The organism is Microbacterium sp. NPDC012755 (assembly GCF_042901325.1).
In the GTDB taxonomy this organism is placed as follows: Bacteria; Actinomycetota; Actinomycetes; order Actinomycetales; family Microbacteriaceae; genus Microbacterium; species Microbacterium natoriense.
Map to the genome: position 1 here is coordinate 3,239,171 of NZ_JBIBCT010000001.1, position 23,798 is coordinate 3,262,968.

20 protein-coding genes are annotated in these 23,798 nt (G+C 69.1%); 8 read left to right on the forward strand and 12 right to left on the reverse strand.

Annotation, left to right across the window (positions count from 1 at the left end):
- Positions 1–8 precede the first annotated feature (8 nt).
- From ACFY5A_RS15145 to ACFY5A_RS15170, 6 genes are all read right to left on the reverse strand, one after another.
- Positions 9–1,049 (reverse strand): alanine racemase, encoded by a 1,041-nt coding sequence (locus ACFY5A_RS15145; protein WP_387235223.1) that lies wholly within the window; start codon positions 1,047–1,049, stop codon positions 9–11.
- Positions 1,046–1,741 carry an alanine racemase gene (locus ACFY5A_RS15150; RefSeq protein ID WP_105673058.1) on the reverse strand — a complete coding sequence of 232 codons (696 nt, stop codon included), beginning with the start codon at positions 1,739–1,741 and terminating at the stop codon, positions 1,046–1,048. Before ACFY5A_RS15150 ends, ACFY5A_RS15145 begins: the two co-directional genes overlap by 4 nt.
- Entirely contained in the window at positions 1,741–2,499 is a 759-nt protein-coding gene (locus ACFY5A_RS15155; RefSeq protein ID WP_387235226.1) for a type 1 glutamine amidotransferase, read from the reverse strand. The genes ACFY5A_RS15150 and ACFY5A_RS15155 overlap by 1 nt, the downstream gene beginning before the upstream one ends.
- A complete protein-coding gene (locus tag ACFY5A_RS15160) occupies positions 2,496–3,812 on the reverse strand; it encodes a MurT ligase domain-containing protein (protein WP_341942061.1) in 1,317 nt (438 codons plus the stop codon). The genes ACFY5A_RS15155 and ACFY5A_RS15160 overlap by 4 nt, the downstream gene beginning before the upstream one ends.
- The gene (locus tag ACFY5A_RS15165) at positions 3,812–5,053 is read right to left on the reverse strand and encodes an RNA polymerase sigma factor (protein WP_105673055.1); all 1,242 of its coding nucleotides are present in this window, start codon (positions 5,051–5,053) and stop codon (positions 3,812–3,814) included. The genes ACFY5A_RS15160 and ACFY5A_RS15165 overlap by 1 nt, the downstream gene beginning before the upstream one ends.
- 166 nt (positions 5,054–5,219) lie before the next feature.
- On the reverse strand, positions 5,220–6,161 hold the full coding sequence (locus tag ACFY5A_RS15170; RefSeq protein WP_105673054.1) for a proteasome assembly chaperone family protein: 942 nt from the start codon (positions 6,159–6,161) through the stop codon (positions 5,220–5,222).
- A 113-nt stretch (positions 6,162–6,274) separates the two neighbouring features.
- Between ACFY5A_RS15170 and ACFY5A_RS15175 the strand changes: the two genes are divergently transcribed.
- From ACFY5A_RS15175 to sucB, 3 genes are all read left to right on the forward strand, one after another.
- Entirely contained in the window at positions 6,275–7,753 is a 1,479-nt protein-coding gene (locus ACFY5A_RS15175) for a leucyl aminopeptidase (RefSeq protein ID WP_387235229.1), read from the forward strand.
- Positions 7,750–9,123, forward strand: coding sequence for a dihydrolipoyl dehydrogenase (lpdA, locus tag ACFY5A_RS15180; protein WP_387235232.1), 1,374 nt, complete (start codon positions 7,750–7,752; stop codon positions 9,121–9,123). The genes ACFY5A_RS15175 and lpdA overlap by 4 nt, the downstream gene beginning before the upstream one ends.
- A gap of 67 nt (positions 9,124–9,190) precedes the next feature.
- The gene (gene sucB, locus ACFY5A_RS15185) at positions 9,191–10,918 is read left to right on the forward strand and encodes a 2-oxoglutarate dehydrogenase, E2 component, dihydrolipoamide succinyltransferase (RefSeq protein ID WP_387235235.1); all 1,728 of its coding nucleotides are present in this window, start codon (positions 9,191–9,193) and stop codon (positions 10,916–10,918) included.
- Between the two features lie 8 nt (positions 10,919–10,926).
- Here sucB and ACFY5A_RS15190 read toward each other — a convergent pair whose 3' ends face one another.
- Positions 10,927–12,402, reverse strand: coding sequence for a hypothetical protein (locus tag ACFY5A_RS15190; RefSeq protein WP_387235238.1), 1,476 nt, complete (start codon positions 12,400–12,402; stop codon positions 10,927–10,929).
- 164 nt (positions 12,403–12,566) lie between these two features.
- Here ACFY5A_RS15190 and ACFY5A_RS15195 point away from each other — a divergent pair, with 164 nt between their 5' ends.
- Positions 12,567–13,277: a DUF4191 family protein gene (locus ACFY5A_RS15195; RefSeq protein ID WP_105673049.1), complete on the forward strand. Its 711-nt coding sequence runs from the start codon at positions 12,567–12,569 to the stop codon at positions 13,275–13,277.
- A 65-nt stretch (positions 13,278–13,342) separates the two neighbouring features.
- Here ACFY5A_RS15195 and ACFY5A_RS15200 read toward each other — a convergent pair whose 3' ends face one another.
- Positions 13,343–14,530, reverse strand: coding sequence for a RimK family alpha-L-glutamate ligase (locus ACFY5A_RS15200; protein WP_105673048.1), 1,188 nt, complete (start codon positions 14,528–14,530; stop codon positions 13,343–13,345).
- Between the two features lie 17 nt (positions 14,531–14,547).
- On the opposite strand from ACFY5A_RS15200, the gene ACFY5A_RS15205 reads away from it, so the two are divergent.
- Entirely contained in the window at positions 14,548–15,036 is a 489-nt protein-coding gene (locus ACFY5A_RS15205; RefSeq protein ID WP_387235241.1) for an ATP-dependent zinc protease, read from the forward strand.
- Positions 15,037–15,042: 6 nt separating this feature from the next.
- Here the strand turns inward: ACFY5A_RS15205 and ACFY5A_RS15210 are convergent, their stop codons facing one another.
- Positions 15,043–15,474 (reverse strand): RDD family protein, encoded by a 432-nt coding sequence (locus ACFY5A_RS15210; RefSeq protein WP_223586358.1) that lies wholly within the window; start codon positions 15,472–15,474, stop codon positions 15,043–15,045.
- A gap of 136 nt (positions 15,475–15,610) precedes the next feature.
- Between ACFY5A_RS15210 and glnA the strand changes: the two genes are divergently transcribed.
- Together glnA and ACFY5A_RS15220 are read left to right on the forward strand one after the other, a co-directional pair.
- Positions 15,611–17,035, forward strand: coding sequence for a type I glutamate--ammonia ligase (gene glnA, locus ACFY5A_RS15215; protein ID WP_105673045.1), 1,425 nt, complete (start codon positions 15,611–15,613; stop codon positions 17,033–17,035).
- Between the two features lie 167 nt (positions 17,036–17,202).
- The gene (locus ACFY5A_RS15220; RefSeq protein WP_387235244.1) at positions 17,203–18,045 is read left to right on the forward strand and encodes a transposase; all 843 of its coding nucleotides are present in this window, start codon (positions 17,203–17,205) and stop codon (positions 18,043–18,045) included.
- Positions 18,046–18,079: 34 nt separating this feature from the next.
- On the opposite strand, the gene ACFY5A_RS15225 is transcribed toward ACFY5A_RS15220, so the two are convergent.
- A complete protein-coding gene (locus ACFY5A_RS15225) occupies positions 18,080–18,586 on the reverse strand; it encodes a GNAT family N-acetyltransferase (protein ID WP_387235247.1) in 507 nt (168 codons plus the stop codon).
- Between the two features lie 115 nt (positions 18,587–18,701).
- On the opposite strand from ACFY5A_RS15225, the gene ACFY5A_RS15230 reads away from it, so the two are divergent.
- Positions 18,702–19,874 carry an AI-2E family transporter gene (locus ACFY5A_RS15230; RefSeq protein WP_341942054.1) on the forward strand — a complete coding sequence of 391 codons (1,173 nt, stop codon included), beginning with the start codon at positions 18,702–18,704 and terminating at the stop codon, positions 19,872–19,874.
- On the opposite strand, the gene ACFY5A_RS15235 is transcribed toward ACFY5A_RS15230, so the two are convergent.
- The gene (locus ACFY5A_RS15235) at positions 19,861–20,775 is read right to left on the reverse strand and encodes a diacylglycerol kinase family protein (protein WP_341942053.1); all 915 of its coding nucleotides are present in this window, start codon (positions 20,773–20,775) and stop codon (positions 19,861–19,863) included. The two genes, ACFY5A_RS15230 and ACFY5A_RS15235, sit on opposite strands and share 14 nt — an antisense overlap.
- A 42-nt stretch (positions 20,776–20,817) precedes the next feature.
- The gene (locus ACFY5A_RS15240) at positions 20,818–23,793 is read right to left on the reverse strand and encodes a bifunctional [glutamine synthetase] adenylyltransferase/[glutamine synthetase]-adenylyl-L-tyrosine phosphorylase (RefSeq protein WP_341942052.1); all 2,976 of its coding nucleotides are present in this window, start codon (positions 23,791–23,793) and stop codon (positions 20,818–20,820) included.
- Positions 23,794–23,798: the final 5 nt, after the last annotated feature.

The window sequence follows — 23,798 nt, forward strand, 5'->3', positions numbered from 1 at the left end:
CGCGTCCGTCAGTCGATGACCACGCGTCGCACGCGTGAGGTGAGACGGGTGAGGATCTCCTCGCCCACCGTGTCGACCCGCTCCGCGAGCGAGGTCGCGCTCACCTCTCCGTGAGCGCCGGCACCGAAGATCCAGACGGTGTCGCCGACCGCGAGGTCGGTCGCATCGGACATCACGGATGTGGTGTGGCCGATGCTCGTGAGCAGCCGAGTTCCGGACTCCGTCCCGACGGGCATGCCCGCGAGGGTCGAGAGCAGGCCGTCGAAGCTGCCGATGCCGATCACCGCGGCGCCGTCTGCGATCTCGACGACCGTCGCGGTGAGTTCCGCCACCGGCAGGATCCCGTCAAGATCAGGGCCGTCCGCCGATCGGACGCCGTAGCAGAACGCCCCGATCCGGGAGACGGATCCGCGCAGTTCAGGACGCCACCACGACGCCGCTGAGGCGGTGAGGTGGAGGGCTTCCGGAGCAGCGCCGGACGCGTTCACGACCTGCACGGCGTCGAGGAAGGCACTCTGGGCGTCGTCGTCCTCGGCATCGCTCGCCTCCGCGAGGTGACTCCAGACGCCGACAATCACGATGGCACCGGAGGCTTCGGCCGCACGGGCGCGCTCCACGACCGCGGCCCAGTCCTCGGGCAGCACGCCGTTGCGGTGCAGCCCGGTGTCGATCTTCAGGTGGATGCGCGCGCGGAGTCCGAGGGCGACGGCCCTGGCGATGATCCGGTCGAGGTACTCATCGGTGCCCACCCCGAGGTCGATCCGCTGCAGGAGAGCATCGTCGATCTCGTCATCCGTCGCCGTCGCCCAGGCGAACACGCGCGCCGGGCGCTCGAGGATGCGACGGATCTCGAGACCTCCGCGGACGTCGTAGCTGCCGAACCACTCCACGCTCGTGCGCGCCGCGGTCTCCACGGCCCAGGTGATCCCGTGCCCGTAGGCGTCGTCCTTCATCACGAGCATCAGCTCGGACGGCGAGATGCGCTCCCGCACCGCGTCGATGTTCGCGATGAAGCGAGCGCTGCTCAGTCGCAGCTGCGGACGGGTCATGACTCCCACTCCCTCTCGGCGTGGGACCCTGCGACCGTCACGAGCTCCGCGACGGAGAGCCCCGTCACCGATCTCCACCCGGCGAGGGCGGGTCCGGCAGGACCTCGTCCGCCGAAGTACGTCACCTCTGTGCCCACGGGAACGTCCTCACCCTGCAGGTCGACGACGCAGACATCCATCGCCACCCGGCCGACGATGGGCCGTTCTCTGCCGTCGACCTCGACGTGGGCTCTGTTGCCGAGCGCTCGCACGATCCCCTGCGCGTATCCGCCGGTCACCAGCGCGACCACGGTGTGCGCGGTCGCGCGGTGGGTGTACCCGTAGGACACGGCATCACCGGGTCTGAGCCTCTTGGTCGACATCACGCGGCCTGCCAGCCGCATCACGGGATCGGTGAGCAGCACGCCGTCATCGTCCGGCAGCCCGTAGAGCCGCGCGGAGTCGATGTCGGGCTCGATGCCGACGACCGCGCCGATGCCCTCCAAGGACAGGGCTTCGGCCTGACTCGCCGAGTCGACGAGCACCGCTTCGGCTCCCGCCATCGTCACCGCGTGGGCGACGGAGAGGATGCCGTGCCCCCAGGCATCGGAGCGCAGATCGGCCACTCGGCCTCCTGCGGCGACAGCGGCCGCCGCAGATGCGGTGAGCGCCGATCGCGAGATCACCGCCCGGGGAAGCGCACTGCTGATCATCACAGACCGATCGTGCTGAAGTCCTTGCTGTGAACGAGGTGCTCGATGGCCGCGCGGGCTCCGTCTGCGTACTCGTTCAGATGCGTGTGCGCATCGCCGGCGGACCACGCGATGCCGCGCCGTGCGGTCACCGCGGTGAGGATCGCGTCGGACCACTGCGGATTCAGCGGAAGAGCCGGACCCTGCACGTTGGACGCGTAGGACTCTCCCCTGCGGACGATCTCGCCGGCCGCGCCGTCAAGAGAGAAGCTGCCCTTGCCCGCCACCACTGTGCCTGCGGCGTCGGCCTGCGGGCCGAGGGTCCAGCGGGAGGCGTGGTCCTCGAATCCGATGACTCGACCGAACGGGGCGTCGGCGATGATGTATCCGACGTTGCGGTCGCGCGTGCGCGCCACGCGGAACGGGAACAGGCCGAGACCCTCCAGGCTCTCACCGTCGAGCAGATCGACGCCTTCGCTGAGGAGCTCGGCGGACGCGCCGATCGCGAAGAGCGAGCGGCCGGCCTCGACGAACCTCTCGAGCTCCGCCGCGCGCGCCCGGAGGTCGTCTGCGACGATGCGCATGGCGGAGAGAGGGCCGTTGCCGAGCACGATGATGTCGGCATCCGCGGGGAGTGCCTCCCCGATGCCGACGCGGACGACGTCGACGGGCACTCCGGCGCGCTCCAGACGCACCTGCAGGGCACGCACGTTGCCGCGGTCGCCGGTGATGCCGAGCTCCACCGGATAGAGCTGGACGATTCGCACGGTCTCGGTCATCGGCGCGCAATCTCCTGATCTCCGTGACCGAGCAGCCTGCGCCCGATCATCATCAGCTCGTAGTTGACGAACCAGGTCTGGCGGCCAGAGGCCGCGGGCTCGAGCGCCCGCATGAGCGCCACCGCCTTCTCCATGTCGGGCTCGACGACGCCGATCTCGACGCCGGCGTGCTCGAGGCTGAGAGCGAGCTGGTACGCCTTCTCCCCGGTCACGACGTCGATGCGCTTCACCACGTCGAAGTCGACGTCGTACAGCCAGGAGACGTCGGGCGTGCCCTCGTCGATCGCGATGAGGGCGCGCTCGGGGGCCCCCTCCAGCGCATCCAGGTTCATCTGCAGGCTGGGCGCGTTCTTGAACATGACGAACTCGACCTGCTCGCCCGCCGGGTCGCGGCGGAGCGGGATGACCTCGCCGCGTCCGTACGCGGGCGCCATCTGCGCGAAGCCCTTCGCGGCGCTCTCCACCGTGAAGTCGGATCCGAGGACCCGCGACGCCACGGTCAGCGCGGCGGCCGCGTCGGCCGCGTAGTGCAGGCCGCGGGCGGGGAGGGTGATCTCGGCGTCCACACCGTCGACGCGGACGACCACATCACGCCCACGGGCGCTGACGACCTCGGCGAAGGCGTCGTGGTCGAGGATTCCGGCGTTGCCGCTCCGGGTGTCCGCGGCATTCGCGAGGCCGTGCGCTGAGGCCGCGACGAGCTCAGGCGAGACGCCGAAGAACGACACCTCACCGCGCATCGCGCTCGTGTCGATCTTGCTCAGGTACGGGTCGTCGCGGTTCACGATGACATGACCGGTGGCGCGCTTCGACGCCTCGAGCATCATGTCGGCCACGCGCTCGGTCTCGTAGAAGCGGTACAGCTGGTCGACCTGCACGTTCAGCGAGAGGATCACCGACGGCGAGAGCCGATCCGCGAGATCCGCCGCGTACCCCTCATCGATCTCGAGCACGGCGACGTCGGCACGGATGCGGCCGGTGAGCGTCGCATCAGCGAGCAGCGCGCTGGTGACGCCCTGCGGCAGATTCGCGCCCGTCGGGTTCGTGAACACGGTCAGGCCGTGTGCACGCAGCACCTCGCTGATCATGTGCGTCGTCGTGGTCTTGCCGTTGGAACCGAGCACGAACACCACGCCGTACCGGAACTGTCCGGCGAGCGTGGGAAGCAGGGTCGGCGCGAGTCTGTTCGTCAGGTACCCCGGAAACGCCGATCCGCCGCCGCGCAGACGCGTGGCGAACCGGGCGAGCTTACCCGCCAGAACGGGGAAGACGTAGCGGATGCCTGCCGAGCGCGCCTGAGGTGCGCCCGTCATCATTCGAGGTAGTCCCGCAGCGACTGCGACCGGCTCGGGTGCCGCAGCTTGGCCATGGTCTTCGACTCGATCTGGCGGATGCGCTCACGCGTCACGCCGAAGGTGTCGCCGATCTGGTCGAGGGTCTTCGGCTGCCCGTCGCCGAGGCCGAAGCGCATCCGGATCACACCGGCCTCGCGCTCGGAGAGAGAGTCGAGCAGCTGCTCGAGCTGACGCTGCAGCATGGTGAAGCCGACCGCGTCAGCGGGGACCACGGCCTCGGTGTCCTCGATGAGGTCGCCGAACTCGCTGTCGCCGTCCTCACCGAGCGGCGTGTGCAGGGAGATCGGCTCTCGGCCGTACTTCTGCACCTCGACGACCTTCTCGGGCGTCATGTCGAGCTCGCGGCTGAGCTCCTCGGGGGTGGGCTCCCTGCCGAGGTCCTGCAGCATCTGACGCTGGACACGGGCGAGCTTGTTGATGACCTCGACCATGTGCACCGGGATGCGGATGGTGCGGGCCTGGTCGGCCATCGCGCGGGTGATCGCCTGACGGATCCACCAGGTGGCGTACGTCGAGAACTTGAAGCCCTTGGTGTAGTCGAACTTCTCGACCGCACGGATCAGGCCGAGGTTGCCCTCCTGGATCAGATCCAGGAACTGCATGCCGCGACCGGTGTAGCGCTTGGCGAGCGAGACGACGAGGCGGAGGTTGGCGCCGAGCAGGTGGCTCTTCGCGCGCTGACCGTCACGGGCGACCCACTGCAGGTCGAGTCCGAGCTGGCTGGTCTTCTCCGCCGCGGTCATCGCGGCGAGCTTCTCCTCGGCGAACAGACCGGCCTCGATGCGCATCGCGAGCTCGACCTCTTCGGCCGCGTTCAGCAGCGCGACCTTTCCGATCTGCTTCAGGTAGTCCTTGACGGGGTCGGCCGTCGCGCCGGTGATCTGCGTGGAGTAGACCGGGACGTCCTCGTCGTCGTTCGAGGAGATGACGATCGCGCCTGTCGGCAGCGGCTCGGTGAACTTCGGCTTCGCGTCGTCGTCGTCCTCGTCGGCCTCCTCGGCCGCACCGGCGACGGGGGCATCGTCGTCTTCGACGATGTCATCCGACTTCTTCTTCTTGGCAGGAGCGCGCTTCGCCGCGGCCCGCTGCGCAGCGGTCTTGGGCGCGGGCTTCTCGGGCGTCTCGTCGACCTGGGCGTCGATCTCCGGTTCGACGGCGGTCTTCTTCGTCCGGGATTTGTTTGTCGTGGCAGGAGTCACGTTTCGCCTTTCACGGGGCCGCTGAAACGCCCCGGAACTTTCGGACACTAGTAAGACCCTTGTCAAGTCCAGCCTCCGAAAAGACTGATTGACAACGGGTCAGAGTCCTAGTATCGCACACGTACAGGTGTGCGGCTGCATTCGGTGCGGAACATACCTCGTATCGTCAGCCTCGACCCTGCTTGTCGTCATCGCCCGACGGGCGCGAGGCCAGATATCTCTCCAGCTCCGCGGCGAGCTCATCGGCGCTGGGAAGGTCGCGTTCGCTGAATCCGCCCTCGTCGTAGGAGTCGTCCTCCGGGTCGCGCCCCGCCATGTAGGCGTCGTAGCGGCGCTCCAGGTTGTGCACCATCTGCTGCAGCTCGTCGTTGCCGAGCACCTGCTCGTCCACCCGGGTGATGTAGTCCTCCCGGCGCGCGCGCACCTCATCGAGCATCAGCACCAGACCCGTCGCGGCCATCAGACGCTCGGCCGCCGTGATCACGGCATCCGGGTTCTCGGTCTCTGCGAGGTAGTGCGGAACCAGCAGGACGAAGCCGACCACACGATCACCGCGCTCGGCGAACCGGAACTCGAGCAGATGCCCCGCGGTCGCCGGAACCTGCGTGCGGGGGCGCCACACCGAGTGCGCGACGGTGAGGTCGCGTCGGTTGCCGCTCACCGTCGTGCCGATCGGACGCGTGTGCGGCACGGGCATGGCGATCGAGTGCACCCAGCTGACGCCGGAGACCTCGTACTCGGTCGCGAGCTCGAGGACGGTGCGCGCGAACTCGTTCCAGGCGAAGTCGGGCTCGTAGCCGGAGAGGAGCAGGAACTTCTGCCCGAGCGCATCCGTGGCGAGAGAGAGCTCGAGCCGAGCAGGCCGGAACTCGGTCAGGTGGTCCTGATCGAAGGAGATCACGGGGCGACGCGCCCGGTAGTCGAGGAGTGCGTCGTTGTCGAACACGACGACGGGCTGGAGATCGGCCGTCTCTCGGAGGTGGTCGATGAGTCCGGAGACGGCGCTGCCCGCGTCGGTGAATCCGGTCAGGAGCATCACCAGAGGAAGGCCGCGCGGCACTGCCGGCGCGTTGGCGACGCGTTCGAGGATGTCTCCGGAGAAGGGCATATCTCCATGCTACGAGGCGCGTCGGATGAGGGGGCGGCACGCGTATTGCTCAGAGCGAACACGCGGCGGCGCCACCACACGCCCCCGGCCTCCGTGCTCTCTAGGATGGAGACATGACGCTTCCCGCGCTCTCGCGCACCTCAGATCAGTTCCCCGGAAGCGCTGCAGATGCCGCAGTGCTCGTCGTGCCCGACATCTCCGACTCCGCAGAGTCGCTCGCCGGCTTCCCCGGCCTCGCGGACTCGCTGCAGGGCATCGGCTTCACGGGTGGCGCCTCCGCCTTCGCGCGGGTGCACGCACCCCAGGTGACGACGGTGCCGTTCGCGGTGGTGGGCGCCGGGAAGAACCCGAACTCGCTCGCCGTGCGCAACGCCGTCGGCGCCGCACTGCGCACGCTCACGGGGTTCGCGACCGTCTCGGTCGCACTGGCGTCGGGGCTCGAGGAGTTCGCGGATGCCGCGGCAGAGGGCGCCGTGCTCGGAGGCCACCGGTTCGACGGGTACAAGGCCGATCCCCCGAAGCCGCGGGCGAGCACCGTTCTGCTACACGCTGAGCTCGACGATGCCGCCGTGGCGCGCGCCGCAGCCGTCGGCGAGGCCGTCGCGCTCGTCAAGGACCTCGTGCTGGTGCCCGCCGAGTGGCAGAGCCCTGCGCAGCTCGCCCAGAGCGCCGCCGACAGCGTCGATGGGCTCGAGGTCTCCGTGGAGATCCTCGACGAGAAGGCGCTGGCCGAGCAGGGCTTCGGCGGCATCCTCGGCGTGGGCCAGGGATCGGACCGGCCGCCGCGTCTCGTACGCCTCGACTACTCCCCCGCCGACGCGGCGCGCCACATCGCCCTCGTCGGCAAGGGCATCACCTTCGACACCGGAGGCCTCTCCCTCAAGCCCGCCGCCTCCATGGTCGGGATGAAGTTCGACATGGCGGGAGCCGCGACCAGCCTCGCCGCGCTGCGGGCCATCGCGAAGCTCGGCCTTCCCGTTCGCGTGACCGCCTGGCTGTGCATCACCGACAACATGCCCTCAGGGCGGGCGATCCGCCCCGGCGACATCCTGCGGATCCTCGACGGCACGACGGTCGAGGTGAACAACACCGATGCGGAGGGCCGCCTCGTGCTGGCCGACGGTCTGGTCGCCGCGAGCCGCGAACACCCCGATGTCATCATCGACGTCGCGACCCTCACCGGCGCCATCATCGCCGCGCTCGGCCATCGGCACACCGGCGTGTTCGGAGACGACGACACCGTCGCGGAGTTCCTGGCCGCAGCGGATGCCGTGGACGAGCCGGCGTGGCACATGCCCCTCCCCGCCTACATGGAGGACTCGCTCGACTCCCCCATCGCCGACCTGCAGAACGCGAACATGAGCGATCGCATGGGCGGAGCCTCCTTCGCCGGGCTCTTCCTGCAGCGTTTCGTCGGCCGCGTGTCCGACGCCGAGGACGCCCCGCGCATTCCGTGGGTCCACCTCGACATCGCCGGCTCCAGCGAGCACAACGGCGCACCTTACGGCTTCACTGAGAAGGGCCCAACGGGGGCGATGGTCCGATCGATCATCGCCTTCGCCGACGCATCCCACCCGGAGGCAAGATCATGACAACCCACACCTTCGACATCGTCGTCCTCGGTGGCGGCAGCGGCGGGTACGCCGCAGCCCTGCGCGCCAGCGAGCTCGGCAAGTCCGTCGCCCTGATCGAGAAGGACAAGGTCGGCGGCACCTGCCTGCACCGCGGGTGCATTCCCACCAAGGCGCTGCTGCACGCCGCCGAGGTGGCGGAGCACGTGCGGGGGGCCGCGCACGTCGGCATCTCGGCGTCGCTCGACGGCATCGACCCGGCGGGAGTCCGCGCATACCGCGAAGGCATCGTCGCGAAGAAGTACAAGGGCCTGGAGGGCCTCGTCAAGGCCCGCGGCATCACGACGGTGGCCGGCACCGGGCGCCTCAACGCCGATCGCTCGGTGAGCGTCGGCGACGACGTGTACGTCGGTGCGGACGTGATCCTCGCGACCGGCTCGTACAGCAGGACCCTCCCCGGTCTCGAGATCGGCGGACGCATCCTGACGAGCGAGCAGGCGCTCTCCCTCGACGTCATCCCCGAGAAGGTGCTGATCCTCGGCGGCGGCGTGATCGGCGTCGAGTTCGCCAGCGTGTGGCGCTCGTTCGGCGCCGAGGTCACGATCATCGAGGCGCTCCCGCACCTCGTCCCCAACGAGGACATCGCGCTCAGCAAGGGCCTGGAGCGCGCATTCCGCCGTCGCGGAATCCAGTACTCCCTCGGCATCCGCTTCCAGACCGCCGTGCAGGACGACACCTCTGTGACCGTCACGCTCGAAGACGGCAAGGAGTTCACCGCCGACTACCTCCTCGTCGCGGTCGGCCGCGGTCCTGTGACCGCCGACCTCGGGTTCGAGGAGGCGGGCGTCGTCCTCGACCGCGGATTCGTCACGGTCGACCAGGACCTCCGCACCGGCGTCCCCGGGGTGTGGGCCGTCGGCGACATCGTCCCGGGTCTGCAGCTCGCACACCGCGGTTTCCAGCAGGGCATCGCGGTCGCCGAGCGCATCGCGGGCCTGTCGCCCGCGAACGTCCCGGACGTCCAGATCCCGAAGGTCACGTACTCGAGCCCCGAAGTCGCCTCGGTGGGCATCACCGAGGCGGCGGCGATCGCCGCCCACGGAGCGGATGCCGTCGCCGCCTACGAGTACAACCTCGCCGGCAACGGCAAGAGCGAGATCATCGGCACCGGGGGTCTCGTCAAGGTCGTCCGCCTCAAGGACGGCCCTGTCCTCGGCGTCCACCTCCTCGGCGACCGGGTCGGCGAGCTCATCACCGAGGGCCAGCTGGCCGTCGCGTGGGAGGCGCACCCCGAGGACATCGCCCCCCTGATCCACGCCCACCCCACACAGAGCGAGGCACTGGGCGAAGCCTTCCTGGCGCTGGCCGGAAAGCCGCTCCACGCTCTCTGAGCACCAACCGGTGCGCAGTTCACTAAGCTAGACAAGCGTCATACAACTTCCTGAAGGAGACTCCGTCATGAGCACATCCGTGATCCTCCCCGCTCTCGGTGAGAGCGTCACAGAGGGTACGGTCACCCGCTGGCTGAAGCAGGTCGGTGACACGGTGCAGGCGGATGAGGGCCTGCTCGAGATCTCGACCGACAAGGTCGACACCGAGATCCCCTCCCCTGTCACCGGCGTGATCGAGGAGATCCTCGTCGCCGAGGACGAGACCGTCGAGGTCGGCGCGCTTCTCGCGCGCATCGGCGACGGCAGCGGCGCGGCACCGACCGCGGATGCTCCGGCAGCCGCGGCCCCTGCGGCAGAGGCGACCCCCGAGCCGGCCGACCCCAGCGTCGGTGCACAGGCCGAGGCCGCGCCCGCTGCGTCCGCACCCGCGGCCCCTGCCGCACCGGCTGGCGACGCCACCGACATCGTCCTCCCTGAACTGGGCGAGAGCGTCACCGAGGGCACCGTCACCCGCTGGCTGAAGCAGGTCGGCGACACCGTCGCGGTCGATGAGGCCCTGCTCGAGATCTCGACCGACAAAGTCGACACCGAGATCCCGTCGCCGGTCGCCGGCGTCCTGCAGGAGATCGTCGCCGGTGAAGACGAGACCGTCGCCGTCGGCGCCGTGCTCGCGCGTGTCGGCTCCGGTGCAGCACCCGCCGCCGCGGCGCCCGCTGCTCCGGCACCTGCAGCGGCTCCGGCTGCTGCTGCTGCTCCTGCACCCGCTGCCGCACCGGCACCCGCCGCCGCTCCTGCTCCCGCTCCCGCTCCCGCTCCCGCAGCTGCCCCGGCGCCTGCTGCCGCACCGGCACCCGCCGCCGCACCGGCCCCGGCCGCTGCGGAGAACGACAACGTCTACGTGACGCCGCTCGTGCGCCGTCTCGCTTCGCAGCAGGGTGTCGACCTCGCGACCGTCGCCGGCACCGGTGTCGGAGGACGCATCCGCAAGGAGGACGTGCTCAAGGCCGCCGAGGCCGCGGCCACCGCGCCCGCCGCGGCCGCACCCGCTGCTCCGGCTCCTGCTCCTCTCGAGGTGTCGCCGCTGCGCGGTACGACGCAGCCGATGTCGCGTCTGCGCAAGGTGCTCGCGGAGCGCGCTGTCGCTTCGATGCAGCAGACGGCCCAGCTGACGACGGTTGTCGAGGTCGATGTCACGGCCCTCGCCGACTACCGGGACAGCGTCAAGGGATCGTTCCTGCAGAAGACCGGCGACAAGCTGTCCTTCCTGCCGTTCTTCGCCCTGGCCGCCGCCGAGGCTCTGCGCGCCTTCCCGATCGTGAACTCCACGGTCGACGGCGACCAGATCGTCTACCCGGCGACCGAGAACCTGTCGATCGCGGTCGACACCGAGCGCGGCCTGCTGACTCCCGTCCTGCGCGACGCGGCGTCGAAGAACATCGCTCAGATCGCTCATGAGATCGCCGACCTCGCTGCTCGCACTCGCGACAACAAGCTGAAGCCCGACGAGCTCGCCGGCGGCACGTTCACGCTGACCAACACCGGTTCGCGCGGCGCGCTGTTCGACACTCCGGTGGTCTTCCTGCCGCAGTCCGCGATCCTCGGCACCGGAACCGTCGTCAAGCGCCCCGGTCTCGTGAAGGTGGGCGGCGCCGATGCGATCGCCGTCCGTTCGTACGTGTACCTCGCGCTCTCGTACGACCACCGGATCATCGACGGCGCCGACGCAGCTCGCTTCCTCGGTGCGGTCAAGGCCCGCCTCGAGGCGGCGAACTTCGCGGCAGACCTCGGAGCCTGATCACAGCGTCACCCTGGCTGGTCCGCGACGTCGTACACGTCGCGGACCAGCCAGTGCTCGTTAAGGCGCACGAGCACGAGCATCCGCTCGCCCTCGGAGGGAGAGCCGCCGCCCTCCCCTGCGACCGCTGACATCCGCACCACTGCGACGTCGCCGTACTCGTCCACCAGCGCGAGTTCCGGTCGCCCATCACCCCGCAGCGCGTCCGCCAGCGCATCGACGACACCGGCTGAGCCTTCGGCCACCGCCTCCGTGCACGCGGTATCGGCCTCGGCGAGGCACTGCGAGATCGTGTCGAGAAGCACGGGACCCGACGCCAGCGGATCCTCATCTGGGCCCGGCGACTCCGGCGCGCTGTGCGGACGTGCACCAGGTGTCGCAGCCGGAGACTCCGGCGGAGTGGACGCCCGCGTCTCCGGTGTCACAGCACCGACCGTCTCTGCGCCATCGGTGGGCCACAGCAACCCCACGGCCAGGGCTGCCACAGCGGCGACACCGGCGATCATCTGCGCTCGGCGCCGGTGGGGCCTCGGCACCCGTCCGCCGTCGCCCTCCCGACGTTTGTCACTCCGTCCGTCGTCACGCTGTTTCTGACCGATGCGGCTCCGCAAGCCAGCGCCTGTCACCCGCGCAACACCCCGACCGGAGTCAGGTCGTAGGCGGAGAAGCAGGGCGGCCATCGTCCCGGAAGCAGCCCGCCCCCATCCCACCAGAGCTGAGCGGACGGCGCGTCCTACTCCCCTGGACACATCGCCCTCGTCAGAGGCGCGTCGCAGTTCCCGCCGACTCCATACCTGCGCGCGGGGGTCCTCGTCGCGGAGCATCTCGATGTCGCGAACCCTCTCTGGCGCCAGGACTTCCCGGTCGAGCGCCTTCGGCGCCGCGAGCTCGAACAGCTCCGCCTCCCATCGCGTGAGGTGCTGAGGCAGCATCCGCGGCCTGCTGCTCCCCTCCGTGAGCCCACCCTGCACGGAGGAGAGCAGCCGCCCCAGCGCCCGGTCGGTGCATTCCCGCTGCACCAACTCGACGATCCGCGCGGTCGCGATCCGCACGTCTTCGCCCTCCCCGATCACGAACATCGGCCGGCCTCCGTCCGTGATCCACCAGGTGCCGCTCCCCTCGGCAATCTTCTCCCCGCACTCCGCCACGCCCCGCAGCAGACTCGCCACGAGGGTGCTCACCTCCCCAGGGGCGAGCGTGGACCCCGCAGCGGCTCGGCGCCCCAGAAACGCCGAGATCCGCTCCGTGCACCACGGCAGCAGCACGTCGTGCCCGTCGGCACGACGCACGAGGTCGAGCGGACCGGCCACATGATCGCTCCCCGCGAGCATCCACCCGGCCCACCCGCTGAACGCGGCAGCATCCGCGCAGACGGCGACCCCATCGCCGTCTGCGACCAGCGTGCCCCGGAACGGCCCCTCGTCCGCATCGAGCACCCTGATCGCGCGGTGCGCACCGGGCACCAGCCCGGTCGTCGCGTTCATCTCCCTCACCATGCGACCATGACAGCGCATCCGCCTGCGCCGTGGTGGCGAAAGCGGGTGATGTGGATGGATCCGTCGCGAATCAACCGCTGTGGACGAAGAGTGGAATCCGCCCGGCGCGAACGGGACATCGGACGCACCGGGGAATCGGTAGGCTGATACCCATGGCAAACCGCGCGTCCGCACCTGAGAAGCGTCCTGGGTTCTTCTCCCAGATCAGGTCCCTCTTCAAGTTCACCCGTGAGATCTATCCCTGGCTTCCGTGGGCGCAGATCGCCATCCTCGTCGCCGGCGTCCTCGTCGGACTGATCGCCGGATACGTCATCCCGCCGTTCCAGATCTGGACGCTGGTCCTGTGGGGCATCTCCGGTCTCATGCTCGGCATCCTCGGTGCGATGTTCCTCATGACGCGCCTGTCGACGTCCGCCATGTACCAGAAGATCGACGGCATGCCCGGCGCGACGGGTCATGTGCTGAGCACGAGCCTCGGCCGCAACTGGCAGGCCTCCGAGACGCCGGTGGGCATCAACCCGAAGACGCAGGATGCCGTGTACCGCACGGTCGGCCGCGGCGGCGTCGTGGTCGTCGGTGAGGGTTCTCGCGGACGCCTCACCCGCCTGGTCAACGATGAGCGCAGCAAGGCGGAGCGCGTCGCGCACGGCGTCCCCGTCACGGTGCTCTACGTCGGCCATGGCGACGACGACGTCACGATCGCCGACCTGGCGAAGACCATCAAGAAGCTTCCGAAGGCCATCGACAAGGCGACGATGGGCGCGGTCATCCGCCGCATCGACTCGGTCTCCCAGTCGCTCTCCTCGCTGCCGATCCCGAAGGGCATCGACCCCACCAAGGTCCGTTCGCAGCGTCCGCGCTGATCGAACGCCCCGCACACGAAGAAGCGCGGCCGCACCTCGTCAGGAGGACGGCCGCGCTTCGTCGTTCACTCGGAGAGCGGCTGACGGGGCAGACGACGCACCTTCGCACGGCGCCGACGTCGCTCAGGGATCATGGAGCGCATCTCATCGAGCTTGCCGAAGCAGAAGAGTCGATCGTCGGCCTCGAGGATCACGTGCTTGCGCGGGTTGGGGATGACGCTGACGCCCCTGTGCAGCGTGAGCACGGTGATGTCGCGCTCCCACAGCCCCGCTTCACCGAGCGTCTTCCCGACGAGATCGACGGCCCCGTGGACCATGAGCTCCGCCACTCCGTAGCCGGTCGAGACGGTGAGCCGCTGCCGCACGTCGATCTCAGGGAAGGCGACCTGCCCGGCGATATAGTCGATGATCGCACCGGCGACGTCGAGCTTTGTGGCGGTCTCGATGCCCTGGAGCCCCGGAGAGGAGTTCACCTCCATGACGAGCGGGCCGTCCTCGCCCTCCAGCATGTCGACTCCGGCGACGCGCAGGCCCATGATCTGCGCCGAGCGCACCGCGGCGCGCTCGTACACGGGGTCGAGCTCGATGGCCTCCACTGAGCCGCCCCGGTGCACGTTCGACCGGAACTCGTCGCCGGCCGCCGAGCGTCGCATGGCCGCCACGACGCGGTCGCCCACGACGAGGGCGCGGATGTCCTTGCCACGGCTCTCCGAGATGAACTTCTGGATCAGCACGTTCTGCTTCGTCGAGTGCAGGGTCTCGATGATCGCCTCGGCGACCTTGACCTGCGGAGCGAGGATGACCCCGATGCCCTGCGTGCCCTCGAGGAGCTTGATCACGACGGGGGCGCCCCCCACGCGTTCGATCGCCGGACGCACGTCGGCGCGATTGCGGACGAAAGCGGTCGGCGGCATCGCGATGTTGTGGCGCGACAGGATCTGGTTCGCGCGGAGCTTGTCGCGCGCACTGGAGATGCCGTTCGCCGTGTTCGGCGTGTACACGTCCATCTGCTCGAACTGGCGCACCACGGCGGTGCCGAAGTACGTGATCGAGTTGCCGATGCGCGGCAGGATCGCGTCGTAGTCGCTGAGCTGACGCCCCCGATAGTGCAGGTCCGGTTCATCGGCCGTGAGGTCTATCGCGAAGCGCAGCGTGTTCAACACCTTGACGTTGTGCCCGCGCTGGAGTGCCGCTGCACGGAGTCGTTGGGTTGAGTACGCCTGCGGCGCACGGGAGAGCACAGCGATCTTCACGAAGTTTTCCTGCCAGGATGTATCGGGTGAGTAAGACATCCCATTCAAACACTCTTATCGGGTGGCGAGAATGGGTGAGCCTGCCCGATCTCGGCGTCGACTGGTTGAAAGCCAAGATCGACACGGGCGCGCGCACCTCATCGCTGCACGCTTTCGAGATCCGCGAGTTCGAGCGCGACGGCGAGGAGTGGGTGCGATTCCGCGTCAAGCCCTGGCAGGACAGCCAGGAGGACACCGTCGACGTGGAGTGCCCCGTGCACGATCGGCGTGCCGTCCGCAGCTCCTCTGGCCACGCTCAGGAGCGTTTCGTCGTCGAGCTGCTCATCCGCCTGCACGACCGCGAGGTCCTCGCCGAGGTCACGCTGAGCAACCGCGACGAGATGGGGTTCCGGATGCTCATCGGCCGCGAGGCGCTGCGTCAGGGGTACGTCGTCGATCCCGCCCGATCCTTCGTGGGCGGACGCGCGCCTCGAGAGGCGCGCCGCCGCAACCGCGGCAAGGAGTGAGCCGCGTCAGGCGCGGATGAGCATCAGCCCCGACGCCTTGTCGTGAAGCCCCCGCTGATCGGCGTCCCACACCACCGCGGGGATGACGATGACCAGCAGGAGCGTGCGGACGACGGGGCGCCACAGGCCGACCCAGCCGGGGCCGGCGAAGGGAACCACGCGCATGCCGAGAATGCGGTGCCCCGGGCTGCCGCCAGCGGTGGGGATGAAGAGGATCTGCATCACCGCGAACACGGCCATGGGCGCGAACTGGCTGAGACCGGCCTCCGAGGGCAGCGCGAACTGGTTGAATCCGAAGAACGCCGTCGCGATGATGCTCGCCGCCGCGTAGTCGATCAGCAGCGCGCCGATCCGCCGGCCGGGGCGGGCGATGCTCCCGGGACCTTGCTCCGGAAGACCGAGTCGTTCACCGGGGTACGAGTTCACAGCATCCGTCACTTGTCCAGCCTACCCAGCGTCCGCGGATGCCTTCGCCGTAACAAGCTCGAAACAAAGCGGACACCCCGGAGAAATCCTCCAGCCGTACTGTGCAGAATGGCCGTGAAGCCATCGATCCGCATTACAGGAGTCGTACATGTTCAAAGATTCGTCCGAGGTACTGAGCTACATCACGGAGAACGACGTCAAGTTCCTTGACATCCGTTTCACCGATCTCCCCGGTGTGCAGCAGCACTTCAACATCCCGGCATCCACGGTGGACGAGGACTTCTTCGTCAACGGCCAGCTGTTCGACGGTTCCTCGATCCGCGGCTTCGCGAGCATCCACGAGTCCGACATGCAGCTCATCCCTGACGTCACGACCGCCTATGTCGACCCGTTCCGCGAGGCGAGCACGCTCGTCATGGTCTTCGACATCTACAACCCCCGCACCGGAGAGATCTACTCGAAGGACCCGCGTCAGGTCGCCAAGAACGCCGAGAAGTACCTCGCGTCGACCGGCATCGCCGACACGGCGTTCTTCGCGCCCGAGGCCGAGTTCTACATCTTCGACGAGGTCCGCTACTCCGTCACCGCGGGCGAGAGCTTCTACAAGGTCGACTCCGAAGAGGCCGCGTGGAACACCGGCCGTGAGGAAGAGGGCGGCAACCTCGGCAACAAGACGCCGTACAAGGGCGGCTACTTCCCCGTCTCCCCCGTCGACAAGACGGCTGACCTCCGCGACGACATCACCCTCAAGCTCATCGAGGCCGGGTTCATCCTCGAGCGCTCGCACCACGAGGTGGGCACCGCCGGTCAGCAGGAGATCAACTACCGCTTCGACACCATGGTGCACGCGGCCGACGACATCCTGAAGTTCAAGTACATCGTCAAGAACACCGCGGACCAGTGGGGCAAGACCGCGACGTTCATGCCGAAGCCGCTCTTCGGCGACAACGGCTCGGGCATGCACACCCACCAGTCGCTGTGGAGCGACGGAAAACCGCTTTTCTACGACGAGGCCGGCTACGGCCAGCTCAGCGACATCGCGCGCTGGTACATCGGCGGCATCCTGGCGCACGCTCCGGCGCTGCTCGCCTTCACCAACCCGACCCTGAACAGCTACCACCGTCTGGTCAAGGGCTTCGAGGCTCCGGTCAACCTGGTCTACTCGGCCGGAAACCGCTCGGCCGCGATCCGCATCCCGATCACGGGCTCCAACCCGAAGGCGAAGCGCATCGAGTTCCGTGCGCCCGACGCCTCCGGCAACCCGTACCTCGCCTTCGCCGCGCAGCTCATGGCCGGCCTCGACGGCATCAAGAACCGCATCGAGCCGCACGAGCCCGTGGACAAGGACCTCTACGAGCTCCCGCCCGAGGAGGCCAAGAACATCCCGCAGGTGCCGAACTCGCTGCTCGACTCGCTGGAGGCCCTGCGCGAGGACCACGCCTTCCTCCTCGAGGGCGGCGTGTTCACCGAGGAGCTCATCGAGACCTGGATCTCCTACAAGTACGAGAACGAGATCCTGCCGATGGCCCAGCGACCGCACCCGTTCGAGTTCGAGCTGTACTACGGCGTCTGATCGTCCGACGTTCACGATGTGCCCGTCCCGACCTGCGTCGGGGCGGGCACATCCGTCTGCGCCCGGGTCCCGAAGAACAGGCTGACGGAACCCCCGATTCCTCGGTACTCTCGATCGATGCCCGCCCACATCCGCCGCGCCGCGCCGATCGTCGCACCCGTCGTTCGATGACGTCACACGACTTCGCAGAGATGGCGGCCGCGCTGTACTCCGGTCCACCCGCCGAGTTCGTCGCGACGCGGAACGCGTTCGCGGCAGCGGCCGCCGATCGCGACACGGGCGATCGGATACGCGCGCTCAAGAAGCCGTCGGTGTCGGCGTGGGTCGTGAACCTGTTCGCCCGCGAGCGGCCCTCCCAACTCGGTGAGGCTCTGCAGTTGGCGCAGGAGCTCCGCGACGCGCAGGCCGACCTCGACGCTGCGACGCTTGCGGCACTCGGCCGTGAACGCCGCGCACTCACTCAGCGCCTGGCTGCGGAAGCGACCTCACTGGCGTCGGCACAGGGCGAGCGCATCACGCCGGCCACCTCCGAAGCGGTGCGGCAGACACTCACTGCGGCGTTCTTCGATCCGGATGCAGCGGTGGCCGTCGCTTCCGGTCGGCTGATCCGAGAGCTCGAACCCTCCGCCCCGGTGGATCTGGAGTCGGTCGTCGCGGGCGGAGTGTCGGATGCCGCGCCCGCTTCCGCCCCTCCTCTCGATGAGGTGCGAGCGCGACGGATGCGGAGGGATGCGGAACGTGCGGTCAGCGACGCGGAGAAGGCTCTTGCTCACGCCGAACAGCAGCAGCACGCAGCGCAGAGGGCGGTGAGGGACGCCGAGGCTCTGACCGCTCGGCTGCCCGCGCAGATCGAGGAGCTCGAGACGGAGCTCGCACGGATGCGCGATCGACTCGCCAAGGCGACGACGGATGCCTCGGCCGCTCAGGCGCTCCTGGATACGGCGACGTCCGACGTCGTGAGCGCAGCGGAGGAGCTGTCCGCATCACGGCAGCGCGTGAGCGAGCTGTGATGACGGCCTCTCGAGCCTGTCGAATGATCAATGACTAGTCGTCGACGGCGCCCAGGTCCAGCATCCATTCGTTCATGACGAGCTCGCCGCCCCGGAAGGTCTCGGTGATCGTCCCGACGAGGGCGAAGCCGTTGCGCCGGCAGACGCCGTTCGACGCGGCGTTCTCGGCGCCGGGGAACGCGGTGAGGAACCGGCGCCCCGAGCGGTGCTCGCGCGCATCGACCACGAGCAGCGCGAGAGCCTCCGATGCCGCCCCGCGCCCCTGCGCCTCGGGGAGGACGAACCATCCCGTCTCCAGGGCCGCTGAGCCCCGCCAGTCGACGTTCCACCAGCCGATCGACCCGAGCGGCACACCGTCATCCTCGATGACATACATCCGTGCCTCTCCCGACTCCCCCAGCCGCAGATAGCGGGCGTGCCGGTCGACGAGCTCCTGCTCACTCTCCGGTCCGTTGAGGTGGGCGGTCATCGTCGGAGTGTTCGCCTGTGTCAGGAGGGGGAGGTCTTCCGCGGACCAGGGACGGAGCAGCAGTGCGGTCATGCCCAGACTCTCCCACGCGGCTCGGACACTCCGCGGCGGACGCCGCCGCAACCGGCTTGACTCCGGAGCGCGCGCCTGCTCAACTGACAGTTCCGAACCGACACCTGGGGGCACGATGCGACGCCGTCGACCGATCACCACGCCTGAGACGACGAACACGGCGCAGCCGTACCAGGGCACCCGCCCTCAGCCGCAACCGACGACGGCCGCCGCCGCGATCTCGCGCATCAACCCGTTCGTGTTCGGCCTGTTCGGGGCTCTCGGCGTTCTCGTCGCGCTGACCCTGGGCGGCATCGTCACCCAGCTCGGAACGGTGCTCGTCTACATCGGGTTCGCCGTGTTCCTCGCGCTCGGCCTCGATCCGATCGTGACCTTCCTCGAGAAGCGGTTCTCCATTCCGCGCCCCGGCGCCGTCGCGATCGTCGTCGCGATCGTGCTGCTGCTCTTCGCGGGGATCATCCTGGCGATCGTCCCGATCCTCGTCGACCAGATCAGCAACCTGATCGAGAACGGTCCGAAAATGGTGAGCGACATCCAGCACGCCGCCTGGTACAAGGACCTCACCGCCCAGTTCGGCGCGAACTTCCAGGACGCGACGGACGCCGTCCTCAAGTTCGTGAAGGACCCCAGCAACCTCCTCAACATCGGCGGCGGCGTGCTCGCCGTCGGCACCGGCATCGCCGGCGGCTTCACCGGCGTCACGATCGTGCTGATCCTGACCCTCTACTTCATGGCCTCCCTGCGCAGCATGAAGAAGGTCGCCGCCCGCTTCGTGCCCGCCTACCAGCGCGACACCTTCAGCAGCCTCGTCGAGGACGTCTCCGGCGCCGTCGGCCGCTACGTCATCGGCCAGGTGAGCCTCGCCCTGGTGAACGGCGTCCTCAGCCTCATCGTGCTCTCGATCATCGGCGCCCCGGTGCCGGCCCTGCTGGCCCTGATCGCGTTCATCGGATCGATGATCCCGCTCGTCGGAACGCTGTCGGCGTCCATCGTCAACTCGCTGATCTGCCTCGTCGTGAGCCCCGTCACGGCGCTCATCGCCTTCATCTACTACCTCATCTACATGCAGATCGAGGCATATGTCCTCTCCCCGCGCATCATGAGCAAGGCGGTCGCCGTCCCCGGCTCGCTGGTCGTGATCGCCGCGGTCGCCGGCGGCGCCCTCGGCGGGATCGCCGGCGCCCTCGTGGCGATCCCGGTCGCGGCGAGCATCATCATCATCGTCCAGAAGGTGCTCTTCCCCGCTCAGGACGGGAAGACCACCCCGCCCGCCGTCAGCGCACGATGAGAGCGCCCGGCTGCACGGTCGCGACGAAGGACGCGACCTCGCCGACCTCCTCGCCGTCCACCTCGAACTGCTGAGGGGAATCCAGGGTCACCGAGATCGTCTGCGCAGCCACGTGGCGAGTCGACTCCGTGCTGACCGCCTCCGTGCCCCCGCCGAGGAGACGCCGGATGCCGTTGTCCCACACGACCGACCTCACGGTATCGAGCCACTGCAGCGCCCCGTCGGCGCTCACGAGCAGCAGATCCAGCTGCCCGTCGTCGAGCACGGCATCCGGGAGCAGACGGATGCCGCCCTGCAGCATGCCGCAGTTGCCGATGATCATGGTGTGCCCACGGACCTCCTGGGCGTCGCCCTCGTCCAGCGTGAGGGTGATGTCCGTCATCTCCGTGCCCGCCAGCGCCCGCCCCATCGCCTCGACGTAGGCGAGCCAGCCCGCACGGTCCTTCAGATCGTCGTTCGTCTCCACGAGCATCTGCGCATCGACGCCGAAGCCGACCATGACGGTGAAGGCGCGCTTCTCCCCCTCGAACTCGACCCAGCCGATGTCGATGCTGCGGGGCTCGCCGTCCTGCACGCGCTCGAGCGCCGCGGTGATGTCGTCGAGTGGCACACCGAGGTTCCGCGCGAGCAGATTCCCCGTGCCCTGCGGGACGATGCCCAGCGCCACCTCGGTGCCTGCGAGCACCTCTGCGACCGCTCGGACCGTACCATCGCCGCCGACCGCGACGACGACGTCGCAGCCCTCGTCGATCGCGGAGGACGCCATACCGCGCCCCGGGTCGTCCTCGCTCGTCTCCCACCACACAACCTCCGCGGTGATGCTCTCCGAGACAGCGGCGCGTAGCCGCTCCTCATCGATCTTCGAGGGATTCCAGATCACACCGAGCTTCGAGATCGTCATGGGGCCAGCCTGCGCGAGTGGAGCCCGGATAGCAAACCGGACTCACCCGTAGAAGAGCGCCTCGAAGGCCTTCCTCGCCCGTCGGGTGACGCCGAGATAGTCGTCTTCGAGCACGGAGGCCGATCTCTCCGGATAGCCGAGCAGGATCCCCAGTGCGTCCAGCTGACGCGGCTCGACGGGCAGCACGTCGCTCGTCTGCCCGGTGTACAGGGTGATCGCCGAACGCAGCCGACTGGACAGGCGCCACGCGGCGCGCAGCAGGTCGGCTGACGCCGCAGGCACGAGCTCCGCATCCACCGCCGCATCCAGCGCGGCGATGGTCGACGTCGTGCGCAGAGCGGGCACGGCGTGCGCATGCTGCAGCTGCAGCAGCTGCACGAGCCACTCGACGTCGCTGAGCGTCCCGGGACCGAGCTTGAGGTGGCGCCGCGGGTCGACGCCCTGCGGCAGCCGCTCCCCCTCCACCCGCGCCTTGATGCGCTTGATCTCACGCGTGCCCTGCAGGTCGATCGCCTCCGGGTACCGGATGCTGTCGGCGAGGTTCGTGAACTTCGCGATCAGCTTGGCGCTCCCCGCGACGCCGCGCGCCCGGAGCAGGGCCTGGGCCTCCCACGAGAGCGACCATCGCCGGTAATACTCGGCGTAGGCCTCGATCGAGCGCACCACAGGGCCGTTGCGCCCCTCAGGGCGAAGATCCGCGTCGAGGTCCAGCGGCACCCGGTGATCCGTCAGATGCTCACGGAGACCGGCGACGATCTGCGTGGAGAGCTTCTGCGCGCGTTCGGGGTCGATGCCGTTCGCGTCGTACACGTAGAGGATGTCGGCATCCGATCCGAAACCGAGCTCCGCGCCGCCGAAACGCCCCATGCCGATCACGGCGAAGTCGAGCGCCGCGTCCTCCTCTGGAACGATCTCGCGCTGCACCGCCCTGAGGGCGGCCTGGATGGCGGCGTCGGTGATCTCCGTGAGGGAGGTCGCGACCTCCTCGATCGTGAGGACGTCGAGAACGGCGCCCATCGCTGTTCGGAGCAGTTCTCTGCGGCGCAGAGCCCGCACGGCGCGCAGCGCGTCGACGACGCTCTCGTGACGCGTCTGGATCGCCCTGGCCTCCTCGTCGAGCGCGGCCCCGCTGCGCGGTCGCAGCAGCTCCGTGCTGTCGAGCCAGGCGACGGATTCGGGGATCCACTCCATGAGCTCGCCCACGTACCGCGACGAGGAGAGCAGACGCGTGAGGCTCTCGGCAGCGCCGGACGAGTCGCGCAGCATCCGCAGGAACCACGGGGTGTCGCCGAGCCGCTCGCTGATCCGGCGGAAGGCGATCAGGGCGTAGTCGGGGTCGCTGCCGTCGGCGAACCACCGCACCATGATCGGCATGAGGTGCCGTTGGATGGTCGCCTTGCGGCTGAGGCCGGTCGTGAGCGCGCCGATGTGGCGGAGCGCGCCGGCGGGGTCACGGAAGCCGATGGCGGCGAGGCGGTCGTGCGCCTGCGCCGTCGAGAGCGTGCGCTCCTCCTCCGGCAGGGCGGCGACGGCGGAGAGCAGAGGGCGGTAGAAGAGGCGGATGTGGATCTCGCGCACCTCGCGACGCACGCTCTCCCATCGCGCCCACACGCCGTCTCCGGACTCCGCGAGGCCGGTGCTGCGGGCGAGCACGCGGAGCCCCGCGGGAGTGCGGGGCATCAGATGGGTTCGGCTGAGCTCCCTCAGCTGCAGGCGGTGCTCCATCAGCCGCAGCACGCGGTAGTCATCGGCGAACGTCGCCGCCTCCGCTCGACCGATGTAGCCGCCCTCGACCAGTGCGTCGATGCTCTCCAGCGTGCCGCGCGTGCGGATGCGCGGATCGGTGAGCCCGTGCACCAGCTGCAGCAGCTGCACGGTGAACTCGATGTCTCGGAGGCCTCCGGCTCCCAGCTTGAGCTGATACGGCGCATCCTCCGGATCGATGTGCTCCATCACGCGCTCGCGCATGCGCTGAACGCTGTCGACGAAGTTCTCCCGCGCCGCGCTCGACCAGATCTTGGGCTGCACGGCCTCGATGTACGCGTCGCCCAGCTCGGCGTCGCCGGCGAGGGGACGCGCCTTCAGCAGGGCCTGGAACTCCCAGCTCTTGGCCCATCGGTCGTAGTACGCCAGGTGCGAGGCGAGGGAGCGCACGAGCGCGCCCTGCTTGCCCTCGGGACGGAGCGCCGCGTCGACCTCCCAGAGCGGGGGCTCGACCTCGATCCCGCTGAGGCCTCGCATGGTCTCGCGCGCGAGACGCGTCGCGATGTCGATCGCCCTGGCCTCCGGGACGAGATCCTCGTCTTTCGTGCCGCCGACGAAGATCACATCCACGTCGCTGACGTAGTTCAGCTCGCGAGCTCCGGCCTTCCCCATACCGATGATCGCCAGTCGCGTCGCCGCCACGTCCTCGGTGCGCAACGTCACTCCAAGCCGGGTGCGCGCGATGGCGAGTGACGCCTCGAGAGCGGCCCCCGCGATGTCGGCGAGAGCCGCTGCCACGTCTCCGACGATCTCGACGGGACGGGGGTGGCCGAGGTCGTAGGCCGCGATCGCCACGAGGTGGCGGCGGTACGCGACGCGCAGAGTCCCGAGCGCGGCGTCGTCTCCGGACGCCGCGAACCCGTCCTCGGCGCCGACGGCGTCGAGAAGCAGCCCACGGAGGTCGGACGCCGAGGGCAGCGCGTGCACCGACGTCCGCAGCACGTCGAGCTGCTCGGGGTGTCGTCGGAAGAAGTCGGCGAAGCCCTGAGACGCGCCGAACACCTGCCACGCGCGGCGCCGCGTCTCCGGTGCGCCCAGCAGCGCCCGCAGTTCGACGGTGTCGCGCCAGGCCACATGGAGCATCCCCTGCACGGCGGCGTCGGGGTCAGCCGCATCCGCTCCGTCGAGCAGCTCCGCCCTCTCGATGCCGAGAAGGGTCGACAGCTCGGCGAGGGATGCCGCGGCCTCACTGAGCTCGGCGAAGCCCAGCCTGGCCAGCGCGGAGAGCGAGACGGAATCGTCCGAACGGGCCATGCGCG